Source organism: Tenacibaculum sp. nBUS_03, assembly GCF_051201695.1.
Taxonomy (GTDB): Bacteria; Bacteroidota; Bacteroidia; order Flavobacteriales; family Flavobacteriaceae; genus Polaribacter.
In genome coordinates this window covers 1747033-1768330 of record NZ_CP179214.1, presented here as the reverse complement: position 1 = coordinate 1768330, position 21298 = coordinate 1747033, and the positions used below count along the sequence as shown (strand labels likewise).

At 32.6% G+C, this 21298-nt stretch carries 20 protein-coding genes, 5 tRNA genes and 1 pseudogene; 20 read left to right on the top strand and 6 right to left on the bottom strand.

Going from position 1 to position 21298, the window contains the following annotated elements:
• Positions 1-13 precede the first annotated feature (13 nt).
• The 20 genes and pseudogenes from ACMFBB_RS08320 to ACMFBB_RS08225 all read left to right on the top strand — a co-directional run bounded on the left by ACMFBB_RS08320 (position 14) and on the right by ACMFBB_RS08225 (position 17432).
• The gene (locus ACMFBB_RS08320) at positions 14-916 is read left to right on the top strand and encodes a helix-hairpin-helix domain-containing protein (protein WP_435263946.1); all 903 of its coding nucleotides are present in this window, start codon (positions 14-16) and stop codon (positions 914-916) included.
• Positions 917-938: 22 nt separating this feature from the next.
• Positions 939-2104: pseudogene (locus ACMFBB_RS08315) on the top strand (acyl-CoA dehydrogenase family protein).
• Between the two features lie 136 nt (positions 2105-2240).
• The gene (gene rpsU, locus ACMFBB_RS08310; protein ID WP_435263945.1) at positions 2241-2438 is read left to right on the top strand and encodes a 30S ribosomal protein S21; all 198 of its coding nucleotides are present in this window, start codon (positions 2241-2243) and stop codon (positions 2436-2438) included.
• Positions 2439-2535: 97 nt separating this feature from the next.
• Entirely contained in the window at positions 2536-3426 is an 891-nt protein-coding gene (locus tag ACMFBB_RS08305) for a tyrosine-type recombinase/integrase (RefSeq protein WP_435263944.1), read from the top strand.
• A 13-nt stretch (positions 3427-3439) separates the two neighbouring features.
• The gene (hpf, locus tag ACMFBB_RS08300) at positions 3440-3748 is read left to right on the top strand and encodes a ribosome hibernation-promoting factor, HPF/YfiA family (RefSeq protein WP_435263943.1); all 309 of its coding nucleotides are present in this window, start codon (positions 3440-3442) and stop codon (positions 3746-3748) included.
• 96 nt (positions 3749-3844) lie between these two features.
• A tRNA-Thr gene (locus tag ACMFBB_RS08295) sits at positions 3845-3918 on the top strand.
• 34 nt (positions 3919-3952) lie between these two features.
• A tRNA-Tyr gene (locus tag ACMFBB_RS08290) sits at positions 3953-4035 on the top strand.
• Between the two features lie 69 nt (positions 4036-4104).
• A tRNA-Gly gene (locus tag ACMFBB_RS08285) sits at positions 4105-4177 on the top strand.
• A gap of 11 nt (positions 4178-4188) precedes the next feature.
• Positions 4189-4261, top strand: a tRNA-Thr gene (locus ACMFBB_RS08280).
• A gap of 72 nt (positions 4262-4333) precedes the next feature.
• Entirely contained in the window at positions 4334-5521 is a 1188-nt protein-coding gene (tuf, locus tag ACMFBB_RS08275; protein WP_435263942.1) for an elongation factor Tu, read from the top strand.
• Positions 5522-5590: 69 nt separating this feature from the next.
• Positions 5591-5663, top strand: a tRNA-Trp gene (locus tag ACMFBB_RS08270).
• Between the two features lie 55 nt (positions 5664-5718).
• Positions 5719-5910 carry a preprotein translocase subunit SecE gene (secE, locus tag ACMFBB_RS08265; RefSeq protein WP_435263941.1) on the top strand — a complete coding sequence of 64 codons (192 nt, stop codon included), beginning with the start codon at positions 5719-5721 and terminating at the stop codon, positions 5908-5910.
• A 2-nt stretch (positions 5911-5912) separates the two neighbouring features.
• Positions 5913-6461 carry a transcription termination/antitermination protein NusG gene (gene nusG, locus ACMFBB_RS08260; RefSeq protein ID WP_435263940.1) on the top strand — a complete coding sequence of 183 codons (549 nt, stop codon included), beginning with the start codon at positions 5913-5915 and terminating at the stop codon, positions 6459-6461.
• 67 nt (positions 6462-6528) lie between these two features.
• The gene (rplK, locus tag ACMFBB_RS08255) at positions 6529-6966 is read left to right on the top strand and encodes a 50S ribosomal protein L11 (protein ID WP_093869050.1); all 438 of its coding nucleotides are present in this window, start codon (positions 6529-6531) and stop codon (positions 6964-6966) included.
• Between the two features lie 20 nt (positions 6967-6986).
• Positions 6987-7679 (top strand): 50S ribosomal protein L1, encoded by a 693-nt coding sequence (gene rplA, locus ACMFBB_RS08250; RefSeq protein ID WP_435263939.1) that lies wholly within the window; start codon positions 6987-6989, stop codon positions 7677-7679.
• 21 nt (positions 7680-7700) lie between these two features.
• Positions 7701-8216: a 50S ribosomal protein L10 gene (rplJ, locus tag ACMFBB_RS08245; protein ID WP_093869048.1), complete on the top strand. Its 516-nt coding sequence runs from the start codon at positions 7701-7703 to the stop codon at positions 8214-8216.
• A gap of 49 nt (positions 8217-8265) precedes the next feature.
• The gene (rplL, locus tag ACMFBB_RS08240) at positions 8266-8640 is read left to right on the top strand and encodes a 50S ribosomal protein L7/L12 (protein WP_093869047.1); all 375 of its coding nucleotides are present in this window, start codon (positions 8266-8268) and stop codon (positions 8638-8640) included.
• Positions 8641-8875: 235 nt separating this feature from the next.
• Complete coding sequence (gene rpoB, locus ACMFBB_RS08235; RefSeq protein ID WP_435263938.1) at positions 8876-12685, top strand: DNA-directed RNA polymerase subunit beta; 3810 nt, start codon at positions 8876-8878, stop codon at positions 12683-12685.
• A gap of 97 nt (positions 12686-12782) precedes the next feature.
• Positions 12783-17054, top strand: coding sequence for a DNA-directed RNA polymerase subunit beta' (rpoC, locus tag ACMFBB_RS08230; RefSeq protein ID WP_435263937.1), 4272 nt, complete (start codon positions 12783-12785; stop codon positions 17052-17054).
• Positions 17055-17120: 66 nt separating this feature from the next.
• Entirely contained in the window at positions 17121-17432 is a 312-nt protein-coding gene (locus ACMFBB_RS08225) for a DUF3467 domain-containing protein (protein WP_435263936.1), read from the top strand.
• A 150-nt stretch (positions 17433-17582) separates the two neighbouring features.
• On the opposite strand, the gene ACMFBB_RS08220 is transcribed toward ACMFBB_RS08225, so the two are convergent.
• From ACMFBB_RS08220 to ACMFBB_RS08195, 6 genes are read right to left on the bottom strand one after another with little or no spacing between them, the layout of a single operon-like run.
• The gene (locus tag ACMFBB_RS08220; RefSeq protein ID WP_435263935.1) at positions 17583-18287 is read right to left on the bottom strand and encodes a sulfite exporter TauE/SafE family protein; all 705 of its coding nucleotides are present in this window, start codon (positions 18285-18287) and stop codon (positions 17583-17585) included.
• Positions 18287-18733: a FixH family protein gene (locus tag ACMFBB_RS08215; protein ID WP_435263934.1), complete on the bottom strand. Its 447-nt coding sequence runs from the start codon at positions 18731-18733 to the stop codon at positions 18287-18289. The genes ACMFBB_RS08220 and ACMFBB_RS08215 overlap by 1 nt, the downstream gene beginning before the upstream one ends.
• Before the next feature lie 53 nt (positions 18734-18786).
• Complete coding sequence (gene ccoG, locus ACMFBB_RS08210) at positions 18787-20208, bottom strand: cytochrome c oxidase accessory protein CcoG (RefSeq protein ID WP_435263933.1); 1422 nt, start codon at positions 20206-20208, stop codon at positions 18787-18789.
• A 39-nt stretch (positions 20209-20247) separates the two neighbouring features.
• A complete protein-coding gene (locus ACMFBB_RS08205; RefSeq protein ID WP_435263932.1) occupies positions 20248-20499 on the bottom strand; it encodes a c-type cytochrome in 252 nt (83 codons plus the stop codon).
• The gene (locus ACMFBB_RS08200; protein ID WP_435263931.1) at positions 20457-21113 is read right to left on the bottom strand and encodes a cbb3-type cytochrome c oxidase N-terminal domain-containing protein; all 657 of its coding nucleotides are present in this window, start codon (positions 21111-21113) and stop codon (positions 20457-20459) included. The genes ACMFBB_RS08205 and ACMFBB_RS08200 overlap by 43 nt, the downstream gene beginning before the upstream one ends.
• A gap of 14 nt (positions 21114-21127) precedes the next feature.
• Positions 21128-21295: a CcoQ/FixQ family Cbb3-type cytochrome c oxidase assembly chaperone gene (locus tag ACMFBB_RS08195; protein ID WP_435263930.1), complete on the bottom strand. Its 168-nt coding sequence runs from the start codon at positions 21293-21295 to the stop codon at positions 21128-21130.
• Positions 21296-21298 lie beyond the last annotated feature (3 nt).

The window sequence follows — 21298 nt, the reverse complement described above, 5'->3', positions numbered from 1 at the left end:
TATTCTTTATAATATGAAAATATTTAAATCCCATTTCTGGTATATCAAAAGCCAAAGAAATGGGGTTTTCTTTTTAGTTATTCTTGTTTTTATTTTACAAGTAACATATGTATTTGTAAATTTTCATGAAGAGGATAGTGATAATACAGATAAACAAGAATTAGCGGTTTTTTTAAAAGAGATAGATAGTCTAAGAGAGCATAAGCTTAAGAAGAGAAAACCTAAGCTCTATTCGTTTAATCCGAATTATATTTCTGATTATAGAGGGTATAAATTAGGAATGTCTTTGGAAGAAATTGATAAGTTGCTAGAGTATAGAAAGAAAGGTAGGTTTGTGAATTCAAAAGAAGAATTTCAACGAGTAACAAATATATCAGATAGCTTACTTACTGAAATAGCACCTTATTTTAAGTTTCCTGATTGGGTAATTAAGAAGAACCTGAAAAATAGAAGTCATACTAAAGATACTGCTATATTTAATGCTAAAGTAAAAGTTTTTAAAGAGGTTTCATCGTTATCAACAACTGACATTAATAGGGCTACTTTGAGAGATTTATTAGTCTGTGTAAAAGATGTGAGATTAGCTGAAAAGTTGATTAATTATAGAAAAAAAATACAAGGGTTTACTTTTGAGTCACAATTAAATGAAGTTTACGGAATAGAGGATGATGTAGTAAAAAATATCCTGAATACTTTTAAAATACTTCAGAAACCTCAAATTTTAAAAGTAAATGTTAATACAGCTACATTTAAAGAGATTTTAAAAAATCCTTACATTGACTATACACTTTGTAAAAAGATATTTGATTATAAAGAAGAGGTTGCAGAAATTCAAAACATCACCGAATTGAAAAATATTAGCGGTTTTCCATTAAAAAAATACCACAGAATAGTCTTATATTTGAAAGCGAAATAAACAACAACTAATTATAAATTCAATGAATAGTATGTACTTTACTGAAGAGCACGAATCTTTTCGTCAAAGTTTTAAAGACTTTTTACAAAAAGAAGTTGTTCCTCATATAGATAAATGGGAAAAAGAAGGGGCTGTTGAACGTTTTATTTGGAAGAAATTTGGAGAAATGGGATACTTTGGTTTAAATCAGCCTGAAGAATATGGAGGGTTAGGTTTAGATCTTTTTATACAGTAATTTTTTTAGAAGAGTTACAAAAAATTAATTCTGGAGGATTTGCAGCAAATATGTGGGCTCATGCATATTTAGCTATGACGCATCTTAATAAAGAAGGAGACGATAGAATTAAAAAAGAGTATTTAACACCAAGTATAGAAGGTGATAAAGTAGGTTGTTTATGTATATCTGAGCCTTTTGGAGGTAGTGATGTTGCAGGTATGCGAACTACTGCTATAAAAGAAGGTGATAATTACGTGCTTAATGGATCAAAAACGTTTATTACAAACGGAGTGTATTCTGATTACCTTATAGTAGCAGCAAAAACAAACCCTGATGCAAAACATAAGGGAATGAGTATTTTTGTTGTTGATAGGAGTATGCAAGGAGTTTCAGCTGTTAAATTAGATAAATTAGGTTGGAGAGCTTCTGATACGGCTGAAATAGCATTTGATAATGTGCTAGTCCCTAAAGAAAATTTAATGGGAGAAGAAGGGCTAGGTTTTTCTTATATAATGCAACATTTTGCCTTAGAGCGATTAATTATGGGAATAAACGCTCATGCTAGAGCTGAATATGCTGTAGCTTATGCTTTACAATACATGAGCGAGAGACAAGCGTTTGGGAAGCATTTAAATGAGTTTCAAGCATTGAGACATAAAGTTGCTGAAATGGCAAGTAAAGTTGATATGTGTAAAGAGTATAATTATTCAATAACTAAACGATTGAATGATGGTCAATATGTGGTGAAAGAAGCAAGTATGAGTAAGTTGCTTTCTACAAAAATGGCTGATGAAGTAATATATGATGCCCTTCAGCTTTTAGGTGGATATGGTTATATGGAAGATTACCCAATGGCTAGGCTTTTAAGAGATAGTCGTTTAGGGCCAATAGGAGGTGGTACTTCTGAGATTTTAAAAGAGATTATTGCAAAAATGATAATTGATAAAAAAGAATACAGGCCAGCAACCTAGTCTTCGTTAAGTTTTATTAATTACAGCGACTTTTAAAAAATAATTAACAAAACGTATTTGTATTTCATAATTTGTTTTTACTTTTGCAGTCCTAAAAATAAAATTTAGAGACAGATATGAAGGGAGGTGCAATTATATGTTAATCATTCCAGTAAAAGAAGGAGAAAATATTGATAGAGCATTAAAACGCTACAAACGTAAATTTAGTAATACTAAAACTATGAGAGAATTACGTAATAGAAAGCAGTTTACGAAGCCTTCAGTGGCAAATAGAGCTCGAAAAATAAAAGCATCTTATGTTCAGAGACTAAGAACGCAAGAAGAAATAGGATAATATATAGTATCCTTTAATAAATCAAGTCCCGTATTGTTCAATACGGGATTTTTTTATATGCTAAACATTGGTTAAATTTGAGAATACATAATACTCCATGCTAATATCATCGTTTTTAGAATACTTAGAGTTTGAGAAAAAATATTCAAAACACACTATCATGGCTTACAAAAACGATTTAATAGCGTTTAGTGAGTTTTGTGTAGAGAATTATGAAGAAAATAATTTAACACGTATCCATTATCGTGAAATAAGAAGTTGGATTGTAAGTATTGTAAATGCCGGAACTTCAAATAGAAGTGTTAACCGAAAAATAAGTTCCTTAAAGTCTTTTTATAATTTTTTACAAAAAATAGAGGAGGTTGATGTGAATCCTTTGTCGAAACATAAATCTTTAAAGGTTCAAAAAAAAGTTAGTTCACCTTTTACTGAAAGAGAAATAAATGATGCTATAGAAATACTAAAGAAGAAGAATGATTTTGACGGATTAAGGAATCGATTAATTATTGAGCTATTGTATTCAACAGGAATAAGAAGAGCGGAGTTAATTAATCTTAAAGAAAAAAATATTGATTATGTTAATAATACTATAAAAGTTTTAGGGAAGAGAAATAAAGAAAGGTTGGTGGTTTTATTGCCGTTTGTAGTTGAAACTATTGATAGTTATTTGATTAAGAAAAAAGAGTTGCAAGTAAGTGATGATGAAGGATTTTTGTTGGTGACTAAAAAGGGGGGTAAAATATATGAAACGCTTGTTTATAGAATAATAAATTCGTACTTTAGTAGGGTGTCTACAAAAGGAAAAAAGAGTCCGCATGTGTTAAGACACGCCTTTGCAACTCATTTATTAAATAATGGTGCATCGTTAAATTCGGTTAAAGAATTGCTAGGGCATTCAAGTTTAGCCTCAACCCAAGTATATACTCATAATAGCTTGGAAGAAATAAAAAAAGTGTTTAACATGGCTCACCCTAGAGGAGCTGATTAAAAAATGAAAGATTATGAAGGTATTTACACAATCTGTTAACTTCACCGCCGACAAGAAATTAATTGACTATATAGAGAGGAAAATAGAGGGGTTAGAAAAGTTTCATGATAAGATTGTTGATGCAGAGGTGTTTTTAAAAGTGCAAAAAACAAGTGAAAAGGAAAATAAGATTACTGAAGTCAAAGTTAATATACCTGGAAGTGAGTTGATGTTTAAGAAGCAGTACAAAACCTTTGAAGAGGGTATTAGTGTTGCGGTTGAGTCTTTAAAAAGACAGTTAAAAAAATCAAAAGAAAAGGATAAAGATTTTTTAGTGCTATAAAAATGAAAAAATTTTTGAAAAAAGTTTTAGAAAATCAAAATTACTTTATACATTTGCAGTCCGTTAGAAATAGCGGATTGTTTTTTGCAATAAAAAGCCGATGTAGCTCAGCTGGCTAGAGCAGCTGATTTGTAATCAGCAGGTCGTGGGTTCGAGTCCCTCCATCGGCTCAATTAAAGTTCATTAACATAGTGCAATAAATAAGGGGAGATTCCAGAGCGGCCAAATGGGACGGACTGTAACTCCGTTGTCTTACGACTTCGCAGGTTCGAATCCTGCTCTCCCCACTTTTTAAAACTGATTAATTGATGTGTTAAGCTTCAATTTTTAATTATCAATGAAAGGTTTTAAAATCCGCGAGAGTAGCTCAGTTGGTAGAGCGTCAGCCTTCCAAGCTGAATGTCGCCGGTTCGAACCCGGTCTCTCGCTCTAATTTCCAAGCCGGTGTAGCTCAGTTGGTAGAGCGCATCCTTGGTAGGGATGAGGTCACGGGTTCAAATCCCGTCGCTGGCTCTTTTAGAGTATTTTAAAATAGATTTTAAAGTAACACTAAATATATTTAACTAAGAATAAAAATTAATAATCATGGCAAAAGGAACTTATGATCGTTCGAAACCGCACTTAAACGTAGGTACTATTGGTCACGTAGATCACGGTAAAACTACTTTAACTGCTGCAATTACTAAGGTTTTAGCAGATGCAGGATATTCAGAAGCAAGAGCTTTTGATCAAATAGATAATGCTCCAGAGGAGAAAGAGAGAGGTATTACAATTAACTCTTCTCACGTAGAGTATCAAACAGCTAATCGTCACTATGCTCACGTTGATTGTCCAGGTCACGCCGATTATGTAAAGAACATGGTAACTGGTGCTGCACAAATGGATGGTGCTATTTTAGTAGTTGCTGCTACTGATGGTCCAATGCCACAAACTCGTGAACACATCTTATTAGGTCGTCAGGTAGGTATTCCACGTATCGTTGTTTTCTTAAACAAAGTTGACATGGTTGATGATGAGGAGTTATTAGAGTTAGTAGAAATGGAAGTAAGAGAATTATTATCTTTCTATGAGTACGATGGAGATAATGGTCCTGTTGTTTCAGGTTCTGCTTTAGGAGCTTTAAATGGTGAGCAAAAATGGGTTGATACTGTTTTAGAGTTAATGAGTAAGGTAGATGAGTGGATTGAAGAGCCACCAAGAGATACTGAAAAAGATTTCTTAATGCCAATTGAAGATGTATTCTCTATTACTGGTCGTGGTACTGTTGCTACTGGTCGTATAGAAACTGGTATCATCAATTCAGGAGATCCTGTTGAGATTATCGGTATGGGAGAAGAGAAATTAACTTCTACTGTAACTGGTATTGAAATGTTCCGTCAAATCTTAGATAGAGGTGAGGCAGGAGATAACGCTGGTATCTTATTAAGAGGTATTAACAAAGAAGATATTAAAAGAGGAATGGTAATCTGTAAGCCAGGTTCTGTAACTCCACACGCTAAGTTCAAAGCTGAGGTGTATATCTTAAAGAAAGAAGAAGGTGGACGTCACACTCCATTCCATAACAACTACCGTCCTCAGTTCTATGTACGTACAACTGATGTAACTGGTAACATTAACTTACCTGATGGAGTTGAAATGGTAATGCCTGGAGATAACTTAACAATTACTGTTGATTTAATTCAGCCAATTGCATTAAACTTAGGTTTACAGTTTGCAATCCGTGAAGGAGGTAGAACAGTAGGTGCTGGTCAGGTAACTGAAATCTTAGACTAATTTTTTAGGTCTTAAGAAGATAAAAAATAAGGAGTCTCTTTAAAAGAGAGGCTCCTTTTAAAATGAAATACGGGTTTAGCTCAGTTGGTAGAGCACTGGTCTCCAAAACCAGGTGTCGGGGGTTCGAGTCCCTCAATCCGTGCAAAACTAAAGCGAGTTATAGGTTTTTTTCTGTAACTCGTTAAAAGGATAAAATCATGAATAACTTTATACAATACATTAAAGATTCTTTCGAAGAATTAAATACTAATATGACTTGGGTGTCTAGAGAAGAAGCTCAAAAGTCAACGGTAGTTGTAGCTGCATTTACTATTGTTTTTGCTTTAGCTGTAGCAGGAATTGATTGGGTTTTTCAAGGTGGGTTAGATTACTTCTTTAATAAACTATAGTGATGGCTGAGTCAGTGATGAAGTGGTATGTTGTTAGAGCTATTGGAGGTCAAGAAAATAAGGTTAAAACTTATATCGAGACTGAAATAGCACGTCATGGTTTATCTGATTTTGTAAGTCAAGTAATTGTTCCGACAGAAAAAGTTATTCAAATAAGAAACGGAAAAAAAATAAACCGTGAGAGAGTTTATTTTCCTGGTTACATAATGGTTGAGGCTAATTTAGCAGGTGAAGTACCACACATTATAAAATCTGTAACAGGTGTTATCGGTTTTTTAGGAGAAACAAAAGGAGGAGATCCTGTACCGATGAGAAAATCAGAGGTAAATAGAATGTTAGGTAAAGTAGATGAATTATCTGTTAAAGATGAAAATATTGCCATACCATACAACGTAGGAGAAACTGTAAAAGTAATTGATGGTCCTTTTAATGGATTTGATGGTACAGTTGAAAATGTAAATGAAGAAAAGCGTAAGCTTGAAGTAATGGTGAAAATCTTTGGACGTAAAACACCATTAGAATTAAATTACATGCAAGTAGAAAAAATATAATTGTTACAACCTATATTTTGATTTGTTTTTAGCTTCCAATTTTAAACAAGTCGTTAAATCTTAAACAATGGCAAAAGAAGTAAGTAAATTAGTAAAACTACAAGTAAGGGGAGGTGCAGCGAATCCGTCGCCACCAGTTGGACCCGCTTTAGGTGCTGCCGGTGTTAACATCATGGAGTTCTGTAAGCAGTTTAATGCTCGTACACAGGACAAACAAGGTAAAGTATTACCTGTTGTTATTACTGTTTATACTGACAAATCATTCGAATTTGTAGTAAAAACACCACCAGCTGCAGTACAATTATTAGAAGCGGCCAAAATTAAGAAAGGTTCAGGTGAACCTAATAGGAAAAAAGTAGCAAAGGTTTCTTGGGATCAAATTCGAGGAATTGCAGAAGACAAAATGGTAGATATGAATGCCTTTGAAGTTGAATCTGCAATGAGAATGATCGCTGGAACAGCTCGTTCTATGGGATTAACAGTAACGGGCGATGCTCCTGCATAAACTTAAAAGAGATTTAGAAAATGGCAAGATTGACTAAAAAACAAAAAGAGGCTCACGCTAAATTAGATAGCTCTAAAGTTTATAACTTAACAGAAGCATCAGCTTTAGTAAAAGATATTACAAATGTAAAATTTGATGCATCTGTAGATTTAGCAGTACGTTTAGGGGTAGATCCTCGTAAAGCTAATCAAATGGTACGTGGAGTTGTAACATTACCACACGGAACAGGTAAAGATGTAAAAGTTTTAGCATTAGTTACTCCAGATAAAGAAGCAGAAGCTAAAGAAGCTGGTGCTGATTATGTTGGATTAGATGAATACCTTCAAAAAATTAAAGGAGGCTGGACAGACGTTGACGTTATAATTACTATGCCTAGTGTAATGGGTAAATTAGGTCCTTTAGGTCGTATTTTAGGACCAAGAGGTTTAATGCCTAACCCTAAAACTGGTACAGTAACAATGGATGTATCAAAGGCAGTAACAGAGGTAAAAGCTGGTAAAATTGACTTTAAAGTTGATAAAACTGGTATCGTACATGCAGCAATTGGAAAAGTATCTTTTGATGCTAAAAAGATTGAAGAAAATGCAAGTGAGTTATTGCAAACACTTATTAAATTAAAGCCAACAGCAGCAAAAGGAGAGTACATAAAAAGTATTTTTATGTCTTCAACTATGAGTCCTAGTGTTGCTATTGATGAAAAATCTTTATCATAAGGCAGTTAAAACTTTTTAATCATGACTAGAGAGGAAAAATCACAAGTAATAGAAGATTTAACAGCGCAATTAGCAGATACTAATACCATTTATTTAGCAGATATATCTGGTTTAGATGCTGTTACTACATCAAACTTACGTAGAGCTTGTTTTAAAGCTAATGTACAGTTATCTGTTGTTAAGAATACATTGCTTTCTAAAGCAATGGAGGCTTCTGATAAAGAATTTGCTGAGTTACAAGATGTATTAAAAGGTAATACTTCAATGTTAATTTCTGAAGCATCTAATGCTCCAGCTAAAGTTATCAAAGAGTTCAGAAAAAAATCAGATAAGCCTCTATTAAAAGGAGCTTATGTTGAAGAGGCAGTGTATGTTGGTGATGACCAGTTAGACGCTCTTGTAAACATTAAATCTAGAGAAGAACTTATTGGAGATATTATCTCATTATTACAATCGCCTGCTAAAAATGTTGTTTCAGCATTACAATCAGGTGGTAACAAACTTTCAGGTATACTTACAACGTTATCTGAAAAATAATTACGCGCACTAATAAACTAAAATAATAAAATTTTTAAAAACAATTAAAATGGCAGATTTAAAAGATTTCGCAGAACAATTAGTTAACTTAACAGTAAAAGAAGTTAATGAATTAGCTGATATTTTAAAAGAAGAGCATGGTATTGAGCCAGCTGCAGCAGCAGTAGCAGTAGCAGGACCAGCTGGAGGAGCAGGTGAAGCAGCTGAAGAGCAAACTGAATTTGATGTTATCTTAAAAGCAGCAGGAGGTTCTAAGTTAGCAGTAGTTAAATTAGTTAAAGAATTAACTGGTTTAGGATTAAAAGAAGCTAAAGGTATCGTTGATAGCGCACCAGCAGCAGTAAAAGAAGGTGTATCTAAAGATGAGGCTGAAGGTCTTAAAAAGTCTTTAGAAGAAGCTGGAGCTGAAGTAGAGCTTAAGTAATATCTTTCCCGGTAATTAAACGGGATAAACAATAAAGGTTTAGGTACTAGAAACTTATGTTTTTGGTCCTAAACCATTTTGTGTATATATTCGTTCTTTATCTTATCACAAATTCTAAGTTTGTGAACTCACGATAATAATAAACTGATTAACAGTCGGTTGTTGCAATAAAAATTGCATTATTGAAACATTAAGTTTCAAAAAATATATTTTTAATTTAAAAATAGTATCTCTTTTGGCAACGATAAACACTACTGAAAGAATTAACTTCGCATCATCAAAATTAGGAGCAGATTATCCTGATTTTCTTGATATTCAGGTAAAATCTTTTCAAGACTTTTTCCAACTGCAAACTAAAGCAGAACAGCGAGGTAATGAAGGTTTGTATAAAACTTTCATGGACAACTTTCCGATTACTGATACCCGTAATCAATTTGTATTAGAATTTTTAGACTATTTTGTTGACCCGCCTAGGTATAGCATTCAAGAATGTATAGAGCGTGGTTTAACTCATAGTGTACCTTTAAAAGCACGTTTAAAGTTATATTGTACTGACCCTGAACATGAAGATTTTGAAACCATTGTTCAAGATGTTTATTTAGGTACAATTCCTTATATGACAAATTCTGGAACGTTTATAATAAACGGAGCAGAACGTGTTGTGGTATCACAATTACACCGTTCACCAGGTGTATTTTTCGGTCAATCTTTCCATGCTAATGGAACTAAGTTATACTCTGCAAGAGTTATTCCATTTAAAGGTTCTTGGATAGAATTTGCAACCGATATCAATCAAGTAATGTATGCTTATATTGATAGAAAGAAAAAATTACCAGTAACAACATTATTCAGAGCCATCGGTTTTGAAAGAGATAAAGATATTTTAGAAATTTTTGATTTAGCTGAAGAAATTAAAGTTTCTAAAGCTGGATTAAAAAAAGTATTAGGGCGAAAATTAGCGGCAAGAGTTTTAAAAACTTGGCATGAAGATTTTGTTGATGAAGATACTGGAGAGGTTGTATCTATCGAGCGTAATGAAATCGTGTTTGACCGTGATACAATTTTAGAAAAAGAACATATTGATGAAATAATCGAAGCAGGGGCAAAGACTATCTTATTACACAAAGAAGATAATTTACTTGCTGATTATGCCATCATTCACAATACATTACAAAAAGATCCTACGAATTCTGAAAAAGAAGCAGTAGAACATATCTATAGACAATTACGTAATGCTGAACCGCCAGATGAGGAAACAGCAAGAGGTATTATAGATAAATTGTTTTTCTCTGAACAACGTTATAGTTTAGGAGAAGTAGGTCGTTTTAGAATGAATACCAAACTTGGTCTTAACGAAGCTATAGACCAAAAAGTACTGACTAAAACTGATATAATCACAATCATCAAATACTTAATTGAGTTAATAAATTCAAAAGCTGAAGTAGACGATATTGATCACTTATCTAACCGTCGTGTTAGAACAGTAGGAGAGCAATTGGCAGGTCAATTTGGAGTAGGTTTAGCTCGTATGGCTCGTACTATTCGTGAACGTATGAATGTTCGTGATAACGAGGTGTTTACACCTATTGATTTGATCAATGCAAAAACATTATCTTCTGTAATTAATTCTTTCTTTGGTACCAATCAGTTATCTCAATTTATGGATCAAACAAATCCATTAGCTGAAATTACACATAAACGTCGTTTATCGGCATTAGGACCTGGTGGTTTATCAAGAGAGAGAGCAGGTTTTGAGGTTCGTGATGTTCACTATACTCATTATGGAAGATTATGTCCAATTGAAACGCCTGAGGGTCCAAACATTGGTTTAATCTCTTCATTAGCTGTTTTTGCTAAGGTTAATAATCTTGGATTTATAGAAACACCTTATAAGAAAGTAGATAATGGTGTTGTTGAAAATGATGAACCTATATATTTAAGTGCTGAGGAGGAAGAAGGAATGAAGATTGCACAATCTAACCTTCCTGTTTCTAGTGAAGGAGCAATTGAATCTGAAAGAGTTATTGCTCGTGAAGAAGGAGATTTCCCAGTTGAAACTCCTGAAGCAATCAACTATATGGACGTTGCACCTAATCAAATTGCTTCTATATCTGCATCATTAATTCCATTCTTGGAGCATGATGATGCCAACCGTGCATTAATGGGATCTAACATGATGCGTCAAGCAGTTCCATTATTACGTCCTCAATCTCCAATTGTTGGTACAGGTTTAGAACGTAGAGTAGCTAAAGATTCTCGTATTTTAATAAATGCAGAAGGTGCAGGTACAGTTCAATACGTAGATGCCAATAGAATTACAATTAAGTATGACAGAACTGAAGATGAGCGAATGGTAAGCTTCGATTCTGATGAAAAATCATACAACTTAATAAAGTTTAGAAAAACAAATCAAGGAACTAATATTAACTTAAAACCAATTGTAAAAGTTGGTGATAGGGTTGAAGAAGGACAAGTTCTTTGTGAAGGATATGCAACTCAAAAAGGAGAATTAGCTTTAGGGCGAAACATGAAAGTAGCCTTTATGCCTTGGAAAGGATATAATTTTGAGGATGCGATTGTGATTTCTGAAAAAGTTGTTCGTGAAGATATTTTTACTTCTATTCATATTGATGAATATTCTTTAGATGTTCGTGATACTAAATTAGGAGCAGAAGAATTAACAAATGATATTCCTAATGTTTCTGAAGAGGCTACTAAAGACTTAGATGAAAATGGAATGATTCGTATTGGAGCAGAAGTTAATCCTGGAGATATTTTAATTGGAAAGATAACCCCAAAAGGAGAATCTGACCCAACACCAGAAGAAAAATTATTACGTGCTATTTTTGGAGATAAGGCCGGTGATGTAAAAGATGCATCACTAAAAGCTTCACCTTCATTAAGAGGAGTTGTAATTAATAAAAAATTATTCAAACGTGCGGTAAAAGATAAAAATAAGCGTGCTAGAGATAAAGAGGCAATAGCTACTTTAGAAGCATCTTATGTATCAAAGTTTGAAGGTTTAAAAGACATTTTAATAGATAAGTTATTTAACTTAATAACAGGAAAAACTTCTCAAGGAGTTTATAACGATTTAGGTGAAGAAGTTTTACCAAAAGGTAAGAAATTTACTCAAAAAATGTTAAACTCTGTTGGTGATTTTACTCACTTACATGGAACTTGGACCACAGATAAAGATTTAAATAGTTTAGTTGTTGAATTAGTTCACAATTATAAAATTAAGGTAAACGATTTACAAGGAGTATTACGTCGTAAAAAGTTTACAATTTCTGTAGGAGATGAATTACCTGCTGGTATTTTAAAACTTGCTAAAATATACGTAGCTAAAAAACGTAAATTAAAAGTAGGTGATAAGATGGCAGGACGTCATGGAAATAAAGGTATTGTTGCACGTATTGTTCGTCAAGAAGATATGCCTTTCTTAGAAGATGGAACACCTGTAGATATAGTATTGAATCCATTAGGGGTACCATCGCGTATGAACATTGGTCAAATTTATGAGACTGTTCTTGGATGGGCAGGTGAAAAATTAGACCAAAAATATGCAACACCAATTTTTGATGGAGCAAACATTAACGAAATCAATGCTTTAACTGATGAAGCTGGAATTCCTCGTTATGGGCATACATATTTATATGATGGTGGAACTGGAAAACGTTTTGATCAACCTGCAACAGTTGGTATAATTTATATGATTAAGCTAGGTCACATGATTGAAGATAAAATGCATGCGCGTTCTATTGGACCTTATTCATTAATTACACAACAGCCATTAGGAGGTAAAGCTCAATTTGGAGGTCAGCGTTTTGGAGAGATGGAAGTTTGGGCACTTGAAGCGTATGGAGCATCAAGTATCTTACGTGAAATCTTAACCGTGAAGTCTGATGATGTATTAGGAAGAGCCAAGACATACGAAAGTATTGTTAAAGGTGAAACTATGCCTGAACCAGGTTTACCTGAATCATTTAACGTATTAATGCATGAACTTAAAGGTTTAGGATTAGACGTTAAGTTAGAAGAATAATCACAGTGAAATGTCTCAAGGTGTAAGCCTTGAGACAAATCATTTTTTCAATATCAGTCTTACGTAAGACATTTATTTTTAATTCGAATCCATTATCATGGCAAGAAAAAACGAAAAATACACTGTTAAGAAGTTTAACAAAATTTCAATAGGTTTAGCATCACCGGAGTCTATTTTAGAAGCTTCTAGAGGTGAGGTTTTAAAACCAGAAACAATTAACTACCGTACTCATAAACCAGAAAGAGATGGTTTATTTTGTGAGCGTATCTTTGGTCCTGTAAAAGATTATGAGTGTGCGTGTGGTAAATATAAAAGAATACGATATAAAGGTATCGTTTGTGACCGTTGTGGTGTAGAAGTAACTGAGAAAAAAGTTCGTAGAGATAGAGTAGGTCATATTAATTTAGTAGTACCAGTAGCACATATTTGGTATTTTAGATCATTACCTAACAAAATGGGGTATCTATTAGGGTTACCATCTAAGAAGTTAGATATGATTATTTACTACGAGAGATACGTAGTAATTCAGCCAGGTATTGCTAAAAACTCTGAAGGAGAGCCATTACAAAAAATGGACTTCTTAACTGAAGAAGAGTATTTAGATATTGCGGATGAACTTCCACAAGATAATATGTATTTAGAAGATTCTGACCCAAATAAGTTTATTGCTAAAATGGGAGCAGATTGTTTAATTGATTTGTTAGAAAGAATCGATTTAGATACTTTATCTTATGAGTTACGTCATAAAGCAAATACTGAAACTTCTAAACAACGTAAAAACGAAGCATTAAAACGTTTAAATGTTGTTGAAGCTTTTAGAGATTCTCAAAAAAATAGAGAAAACAAACCAGAATGGATGATTATGAAAGTGGTTCCTGTTATACCACCAGAATTACGTCCACTAGTTCCTCTTGATGGAGGACGTTTTGCTACTTCTGATTTAAATGATTTATATCGTCGTGTAATTATCCGTAACAATCGTTTAAAGCGATTAATGGAAATTAAAGCACCAGAAGTAATTTTACGTAATGAAAAACGTATGTTACAAGAATCAGTAGATTCATTATTTGATAACACACGTAAAGCTTCAGCAGTAAAAACAGAATCTAACAGACCATTAAAATCATTATCTGATAGTTTAAAAGGTAAACAAGGTCGTTTCCGTCAAAACTTATTAGGTAAGCGTGTTGATTATTCTGCACGTTCTGTAATTGTTGTTGGACCTGAATTAAGATTATTTGAATGTGGATTGCCAAAAGATATGGCAGCAGAATTATACAAGCCTTTTGTTATTCGTAAGTTAATAGAGAGAGGTATTGTTAAAACTGTAAAATCTGCAAAGAAAATTATAGATAGAAAAGAACCTGTAGTTTGGGATATTTTAGAAAACGTAATTAAAGGACATCCAGTTTTATTAAACCGTGCTCCTACGTTACACCGTTTAGGTATTCAAGCGTTCCAACCTAAATTAATCGAAGGTAAAGCGATTCGTTTACATCCACTTGCTTGTTCTGCCTTTAATGCTGATTTTGATGGAGATCAAATGGCGGTTCACTTACCTTTAGGACCTGAAGCGATTTTAGAAGCTCAGTTATTAATGTTAGGATCTCATAATATTTTAAATCCTGCAAATGGAGCTCCAATTACGGTTCCTTCTCAGGATATGGTATTAGGTTTATACTACATGACCAAAGAGCGTAAGTCAACTCCTGAAGTGCCTATTAAAGGTGAAGGATTAACTTTTTATTCTCCTGAAGAAGTTATTATAGCTTTGAATGAAGAAAAAGTAGACTTAAATGCTGGAATTAAAGTACGTACGCACGATGTTGTTGATGGTGAAAATGTTACTAGGATTATAGCAACTACAGTTGGTAGAGTTTTATTTAACGAAAAAGTACCAAAAGCAGCTGGGTATATTAATGAAGTATTAACTAAGAAGTCTTTGAGAGGTGTTATTAGTGGTATTTTAAAAGTAACGGATATTCCTTCTGTAGGTAATTTCTTAGATGAAATTAAAAATATGGGATATAAATACGCCTTCGAAGGTGGTTTATCTTTCTCATTAGGTGATATTATTATTCCTGCTGAAAAACAGTCTATGATTGCTGAAGCAAACAAAGAGGTTGATGGAATTATAATGAACTATAACATGGGTATGCTTACTCAGAAAGAGCGTTATAATCAGGTAATTGATATTTGGGGTAGAACTAATAATCAATTGACAGAGCTGTCAATGAAGCGCCTAAGAGAAGATCAACAAGGATTTAATTCTGTATTCATGATGCTTGATTCTGGAGCTCGTGGATCTAAAGAGCAGATTCGTCAGTTGACTGGTATGCGTGGATTAATGGCAAAACCTAAAAAATCTACTGCAGGTGGTGGAGAAATTATTGAAAACCCGATTCTTTCTAACTTTAAGGAAGGGTTATCAATTTTAGAATACTTTATTTCTACGCACGGTGCTCGTAAAGGACTTGCAGATACGGCTTTAAAAACTGCCGATGCAGGTTACTTAACACGTCGTTTAGTAGATGTTTCTCAAGATGTAATTGTGAACGAAGATGATTGTGGTACATTAAGAGGGCTAGAAGTTACTCCTTTAAAGAAAAATGATGAGATTGTTGAATCTTTAAGTGATAGAATTTCAGGTCGTACTGCATTACATGATGTTTTCAGACCAACTACTGATGAAGTTTTAATTGGAGCTGGAGAATTAATTACTCCTAAATTAGCTGAAGTAATTGAAGAATCTGGTATTGATAGAGTTGAAGTGCGTTCAGCATTAACATGTGAATCTCAAAGAGGAATATGTGCTAAGTGTTACGGACAAAGTTTATCTACTGGTAAGAAAGTTCAAAGAGGTGAAGCTGTAGGAGTTATTGCTGCACAATCTATTGGAGAGCCAGGTACACAGTTAACGTTACGTACGTTCCACGTTGGTGGGGTAGCTGGTAATATTTCTGAAGATAACAAGTTAATAGCTAAATTCGAAGGAAAAGTTTCTATTGATGATTTACGTACTGTAAAAGGTAAAGATGGCGAAGGAAAAGAAATTGAAATCGTTATCTCACGTACTGCAGAAATTAAAATTACTGATAAGAAAACAGGAATTACTCTAAGTACAAACATTATCCCTTATGGATCTACTATCTTTAATAAAGAAAGAAAAGATATCAAGAAAGGTGATGTAGTTTGTCAGTGGGATCCATTTAATGGTGTAATTGTTTCTGAATTTGGAGGTAGAGTTAAGTTTGATAACTTAGAACAAGGTATTAATTACTCTGTTGAAGTTGATGAGCAAACTGGTTTCCAAGAAAAAGTAATGACAGATTCTAAAAACAAAAAAATTATTGCTTCGTTAATTATTGAAGATGCAGATGGTAACGCTTTACGTTCGTATAGTTTACCTGTAGGTGCACATTTAATGGTAAGTGATGGTGATAAAGTTGAGTCGGGTCATACTTTAGTTAAAATTCCACGTAAGTCTGGAAAAGCAGGGGATATTACAGGAGGACTACCACGTGTAACTGAGTTATTTGAAGCACGTAACCCGTCTAATCCAGCTGTTGTAGCTCAAATTGATGGTGTGGTATCTTTCGGTAAAATTAAGAGAGGTAACCGTGAAATTATAATTGAGTCTAAAACTGGAGAAATCAAGAAATACTTAATTAAATTATCTAATCAGATTTTAGTTCAGGAAAATGATTTTATAAAAGCAGGTATGCCTTTATCTGATGGAGCAACAACTCCTATAGATATTTTAAATATTAAAGGACCTTCAGCTGTTCAAGAATACTTAGTAAATGAAATACAAGAAGTATATCGTTTACAAGGGGTGAAAATTAACGATAAGCATTTTGAGGTAGTAGTACGTCAAATGATGCGTAAAGTTAGAGTTATTGACTCAGGTGATACCTTATTCTTAGAAAATCAACTAATTCATAAGAATGATTTCATTAAGCAAAATGATGCAATCTATGGAATGAAAATTGTTGAAGAAACAGGTGATTCTGAAAACTTAAAAGCAGGACAGATGGTGTCTGCACGTCAATTAAGAGATGAAAACTCATTATTGCGTAGATCAGATAAAGACCTTGTAATAGCACGTGATGTTCAACCAGCAACTGCTGAGCAAGTATTACAAGGTATTACAAGAGCATCATTACAAACTAAATCGTTTATTTCTGCGGCATCGTTCCAGGAAACTACGAAAGTTTTAAATGAAGCTGCTGTTAATGGTAAAATAGATACGTTAGAAGGATTAAAAGAGAATGTAATTGTAGGTAAGAGAATACCAGCAGGTACAGGAATGAGAAGCTACGATACTCAAATTGTAGGTCCTAAAGATGAAATTGAAAATAGTTTATAAAAAACTATTGTAATTATAAGCAAAGACCTCTATTTTAGAGGTCTTTCTTTTTAAACGTAATATAGTATGGACGAAAATAATAATGACCCACAATTAAATATTGAATTAGATCAAGATATAGCTGAAGGAACGTACAGTAACTTAGCAATTATTAATCATTCAGTTTCTGAGTTTATAGTTGATTTTATCAATATTATGCCTGGTGTACCTAAGGCAAAAGTAAAATCGAGAATTATTTTAACACCACAACATGCAAAAAGACTTACAAAAGCTTTAGCAGAGAATATTCGTAAGTTTGAAAAAGCTCATGGTGAAATTAAAGATTATGAACAGCCACCAATTCCAATGAATTTTGGAGGTACAACTGGTGAAGCCTAATTAAAACTGGTTAAATAGGTTTAAGATATATTTTTAAACCATCTTGTATAACATTGAGAAAGCCTTTAAAAACTGGGCTTTCTCAATGTTTTTTTTAATACGGATTAGACAGTAATAGCGTTATTATTAAATCAGTTTAATAAATATATTTTAATGACAGCCTTCAGCGTTTTCAGTAATAATAGCAACTACCTCGCTAGGAGAAATGAATGAAATACCTAAACCTAACCCTCGAAGTATAAATAAAACACCTATAAAAACAACTACATATGGAATTGCTTTTTGAATTTTTTGTCTAATAGCTACATTAGCAAAATTACCAATATATACTACTGCTGTCATTAAAGGAATTGTACCTAGTCCAAATAGCAACATATATAAACTTCCTTGTAACGCATTGGAAGTAGTTAGGGCGCCAAATACAGCCATGTAAACTAATCCGCAAGGGAGAAATCCGTTAAGAAAACCAATAGTGAAAAAGGCGTCATTTCCTTTTTTCTTTAATTCACTTCCTAAGGTTGATTTTACTTTAAAAAGTAGTTTGCTAATAGGTTGAGAAACAAATGTAAATTTGCGAACTATTTTTGGAAGTAACATGATTGTTATCATTAAAAGGCCTACAATAATTGATAATTGTTGTTGAAAACCAAAGAAATAAAAACTTTTTCCAAGCAAACCAAAAAGTAAGCCCATTAAACTATAACTAAATACTCTGCCTAGATGATAACTTGTGATTTGAAAAAATTGTTTTACTTTATTGGTTCTATTTATAGGTAGCATGAAAGCTATAGGCCCACACATTCCAATGCAATGAAAACTGCCTAATACACCAAATATGATAGCTGAAAGTAACATTAGTAAATAAGTTCTTCTTTGAATGAATAGTCTTTACCTTTGTATTGCCAATTTATAGTAATGTTCCATCGACCACCCAATAAACGGTTCTCAGGCACGAGTAAATATCTATTTGAAAGTGAAATAGGTATTTCAAAATCTAATTGTTTATTAGATGGTCTGTATAGAAACATTTTACCTTTAATTTTTTTAGGGTCAAATTCCTTTGGGAAATGAATAGTTAATCCTTCCTTAGTTCTTTTTGTAATTATGTTTTTTTTTAATTTTTTAGCATTCTTTAAAGCCTCAATATCTTTTTGAAAATCTAATTCTTTTTGGTAATACTTTTCAGTTACTAAATCATAATTGTATCCTTGTTTTGTACTCATTGTAATTACAAAGTATAGTATAAAACTTATGAAAGCGATAATTGATATTACTATACCTGTGCCCCAGTTTAATTTCATTTTATTGTTTTTATGTTATTACAGTTCAATAAGATATTTATGTAATAGCTAGTTTATCTATAGCTTCTTGGTCCTAAGAAGTTTGTAGTTGTTGTTTCAATGAGTTTAGTACCACTATAAACTCCAATTTTTAACTTTTCTTTATCACCCTTTATAGTAGATTTATGTAATTCTATAAATAAGGTTCCTTCTGCTAAACCCTGCTTTGGAATTTCAAAGTTTTTATGTGATACAATTTTAATACTACCTTTATGCGATAATAATTTGTAACCAACATTATTTATTTGTTGTGTAGTTTTATTAATAACTTTATACGTATAAATATTACTAATAATACCATTTTCTTTATGCTCATATAGTTGACCAGGAAGTCTTAAAATAGTTGTTTCAATATCATTTCGTAAAAACAACATGCCTGTTAAAACGCCAATTAATATAAATAGAACGGTAGCATACCCTTTCATTCTAGTATTAAATTTAAAAGGAATCTTTTTATTAATGTTTTCTTCACTAGCATATCTGATAAGCCCCTTAGGTAAACCTACTTTTTCCATCATATGATTACACTCATCAATACAGGCTGTACAGTTAACACATTCAAGTTGTGTTCCATTTCTAATATCAATTCCAGTAGGACAAACATGTACGCACTGAAAACAGTCTATACAATCTCCTTTGCCAGAAGCGTTTCTATCTCCGTTCTTTTTAAATTTTGCTCTACCATTTTTTTTCTCCCCTCTAACATAATCATAAGCTACATTAATAGTTTTGTTATCTAATAATACACCTTGTAATCTTCCGTATGGACAAGCTATAATACAAACTTGTTCTCTAAACCAAGCAAAAATAAAATAGAATATACTTGTAAAAATTAGTAATGAAATTAGGGTGCTTATATTATCAAAAGGATTACCGGTTATATAGTTTATTAATTTATCACCACTAATTAGATATGCTAAAAATACATTAGCAATTATAAATGAAATGATGAAAAAAATGATCCATTTTAATACTCTTTTCTTTATTTTTTCAGGATTCCATTGTTGTTTGTTTAATCGAATTTGTTTACCTCTATCTCCTTCTATAAGGTATTCAATTTTTCTAAAAACCATTTCTAAAAAGATTGTTTGAGGGCATATCCATCCACAAAATATCCGACCAAAAACAACGGTGAAAAGTATAATAAAAACAACACCAATAATCATTGAGACAACTAGAAGGTGGAAATCTTGAGGCCAAAAAGGGAACCCAAAAATATTAAATTGTCTATCTAAAACATTAAACAATAAAAATTGATTTCCGTTTATTTTAATAAATGGAGCTGATAGTAAAATGAATAGTAAAAAGTAGCTTGTATATGTACGGTATTTGTAGAAAATACCGCTAGGTTTTTTAGGAAAAACCCAAGAACGTTTTCCATCACTATTAACAGTACTAATACTATCTCTAAATATTTCATCCTTGGGTGCTTTCAAAATAACTAACTATTAAAAAACCAAACTTTAACTTCTTATTTACTCTTCTTCGTATAAATCACCTTGAGGTGCTTTAGCTTTGGCTGGTGTAGTTCCTTGTAATGACAACACATAACTAGAAACTTTTTGAATATCTTTAGGTTTTAATGTTTTTCCCCAAGCTACCATACCTTTACCATCTCTACCTCCTTTTGAAATAGTTTTAAAAACATTTTTAATGCCACCTCCTAAAATCCAATATTTATCAGTTAAATTGGCCCAATACCTCCACCACCATCTTTTAAGTGACAAGCGGCACAGTTTAAATTGAATACCGCTTTTCCTCTATTCAAGTCACTTTCACCTGTTAAAACAGTAACTGTTTCAAAATCAACAATAGTTTCTTTAGAGGTAGACTTAAAATTTGCTAATTCACGCTTTGCTGTAGCTAAAGATTTCTCGTATTCTACGATTTGATTATCACCATTAAATACTTCGTATTTTATTAAATAAATTACTCCAAAAATCATAGTCGCATAAAACATATATAGCCACCATGGCGGTAAGTTATTGTCTAGTTCTTTAATACCATCGTAGTTATGGTCTAACTCAATTTCACCTTCATCCTCAATAGCCTTAGCTTGTGTCCACTGATTAATTAGATTTTTGAGCCAAGCCCACCGGTCAATTTCTTCAGGGGTGATTCCATCTTTTTCTAATTGAAGTTCTTCAGCCTTTTGCTGCGCTACAATACTTACTAATTCTTTTAAAAGGATCACTAAAATTAATGCCACTAAAGCTATCCAAACCAAAGGGTTTTCATACAAGCTAAAAGGGTTTTTGTATAACTTTATTGCTTTAATAATAGCATAAAATGTAATAGCTATAAAGGAGATATAAGCTAATGATTGAAAATATTTTTTCATTTTCTTTTATTTTACTAATTATCTAATGGTAATTGACTTACTTTACTTATATACTCTTTCTTGGCAGTAAATACCCACCAGAACAGAACCACAAAAAATGTGAAGAAAATGGTTAATGAAATAATAGGGTAAATTTCGATTCCCGTAATACTCTCTAGATGATTTTTTACAAATTTTAACATGAT

Excerpts from the sequence above, each read along its gene's own strand:
- hpf (WP_435263943.1), top strand. The coding sequence starts at position 3,440 with ATGAAGGTATTTACACAATCTGTTAACTTCACCGCCGACAAGAAATTA.
- rpsU (WP_435263945.1), top strand. The coding sequence starts at position 2,241 with ATGTTAATCATTCCAGTAAAAGAAGGAGAAAATATTGATAGAGCATTA.
- rpoC (WP_435263937.1), top strand. The coding sequence starts at position 12,783 with ATGGCAAGAAAAAACGAAAAATACACTGTTAAGAAGTTTAACAAAATT.
- ACMFBB_RS08220 (WP_435263935.1), bottom strand. The coding sequence starts at position 18,287 with ATGTTACTTTCAGCTATCATATTTGGTGTATTAGGCAGTTTTCATTGC.
- tuf (WP_435263942.1), top strand. The coding sequence starts at position 4,334 with ATGGCAAAAGGAACTTATGATCGTTCGAAACCGCACTTAAACGTAGGT.
- ACMFBB_RS08200 (WP_435263931.1), bottom strand. The coding sequence starts at position 21,113 with ATGAAAAAATATTTTCAATCATTAGCTTATATCTCCTTTATAGCTATT.
- rplJ (WP_093869048.1), top strand. The coding sequence starts at position 7,701 with ATGACTAGAGAGGAAAAATCACAAGTAATAGAAGATTTAACAGCGCAA.
- ACMFBB_RS08305 (WP_435263944.1), top strand. The coding sequence starts at position 2,536 with ATGCTAATATCATCGTTTTTAGAATACTTAGAGTTTGAGAAAAAATAT.
- ACMFBB_RS08320 (WP_435263946.1), top strand. The coding sequence starts at position 14 with ATGAAAATATTTAAATCCCATTTCTGGTATATCAAAAGCCAAAGAAAT.
- ACMFBB_RS08225 (WP_435263936.1), top strand. The coding sequence starts at position 17,121 with ATGGACGAAAATAATAATGACCCACAATTAAATATTGAATTAGATCAA.
- rplA (WP_435263939.1), top strand. The coding sequence starts at position 6,987 with ATGGCAAGATTGACTAAAAAACAAAAAGAGGCTCACGCTAAATTAGAT.
- rplK (WP_093869050.1), top strand. The coding sequence starts at position 6,529 with ATGGCAAAAGAAGTAAGTAAATTAGTAAAACTACAAGTAAGGGGAGGT.
- secE (WP_435263941.1), top strand. The coding sequence starts at position 5,719 with ATGAATAACTTTATACAATACATTAAAGATTCTTTCGAAGAATTAAAT.
- rplL (WP_093869047.1), top strand. The coding sequence starts at position 8,266 with ATGGCAGATTTAAAAGATTTCGCAGAACAATTAGTTAACTTAACAGTA.
- ACMFBB_RS08215 (WP_435263934.1), bottom strand. The coding sequence starts at position 18,733 with ATGAAATTAAACTGGGGCACAGGTATAGTAATATCAATTATCGCTTTC.
- nusG (WP_435263940.1), top strand. The coding sequence starts at position 5,913 with ATGGCTGAGTCAGTGATGAAGTGGTATGTTGTTAGAGCTATTGGAGGT.
- ACMFBB_RS08195 (WP_435263930.1), bottom strand. The coding sequence starts at position 21,295 with ATGTTAAAATTTGTAAAAAATCATCTAGAGAGTATTACGGGAATCGAA.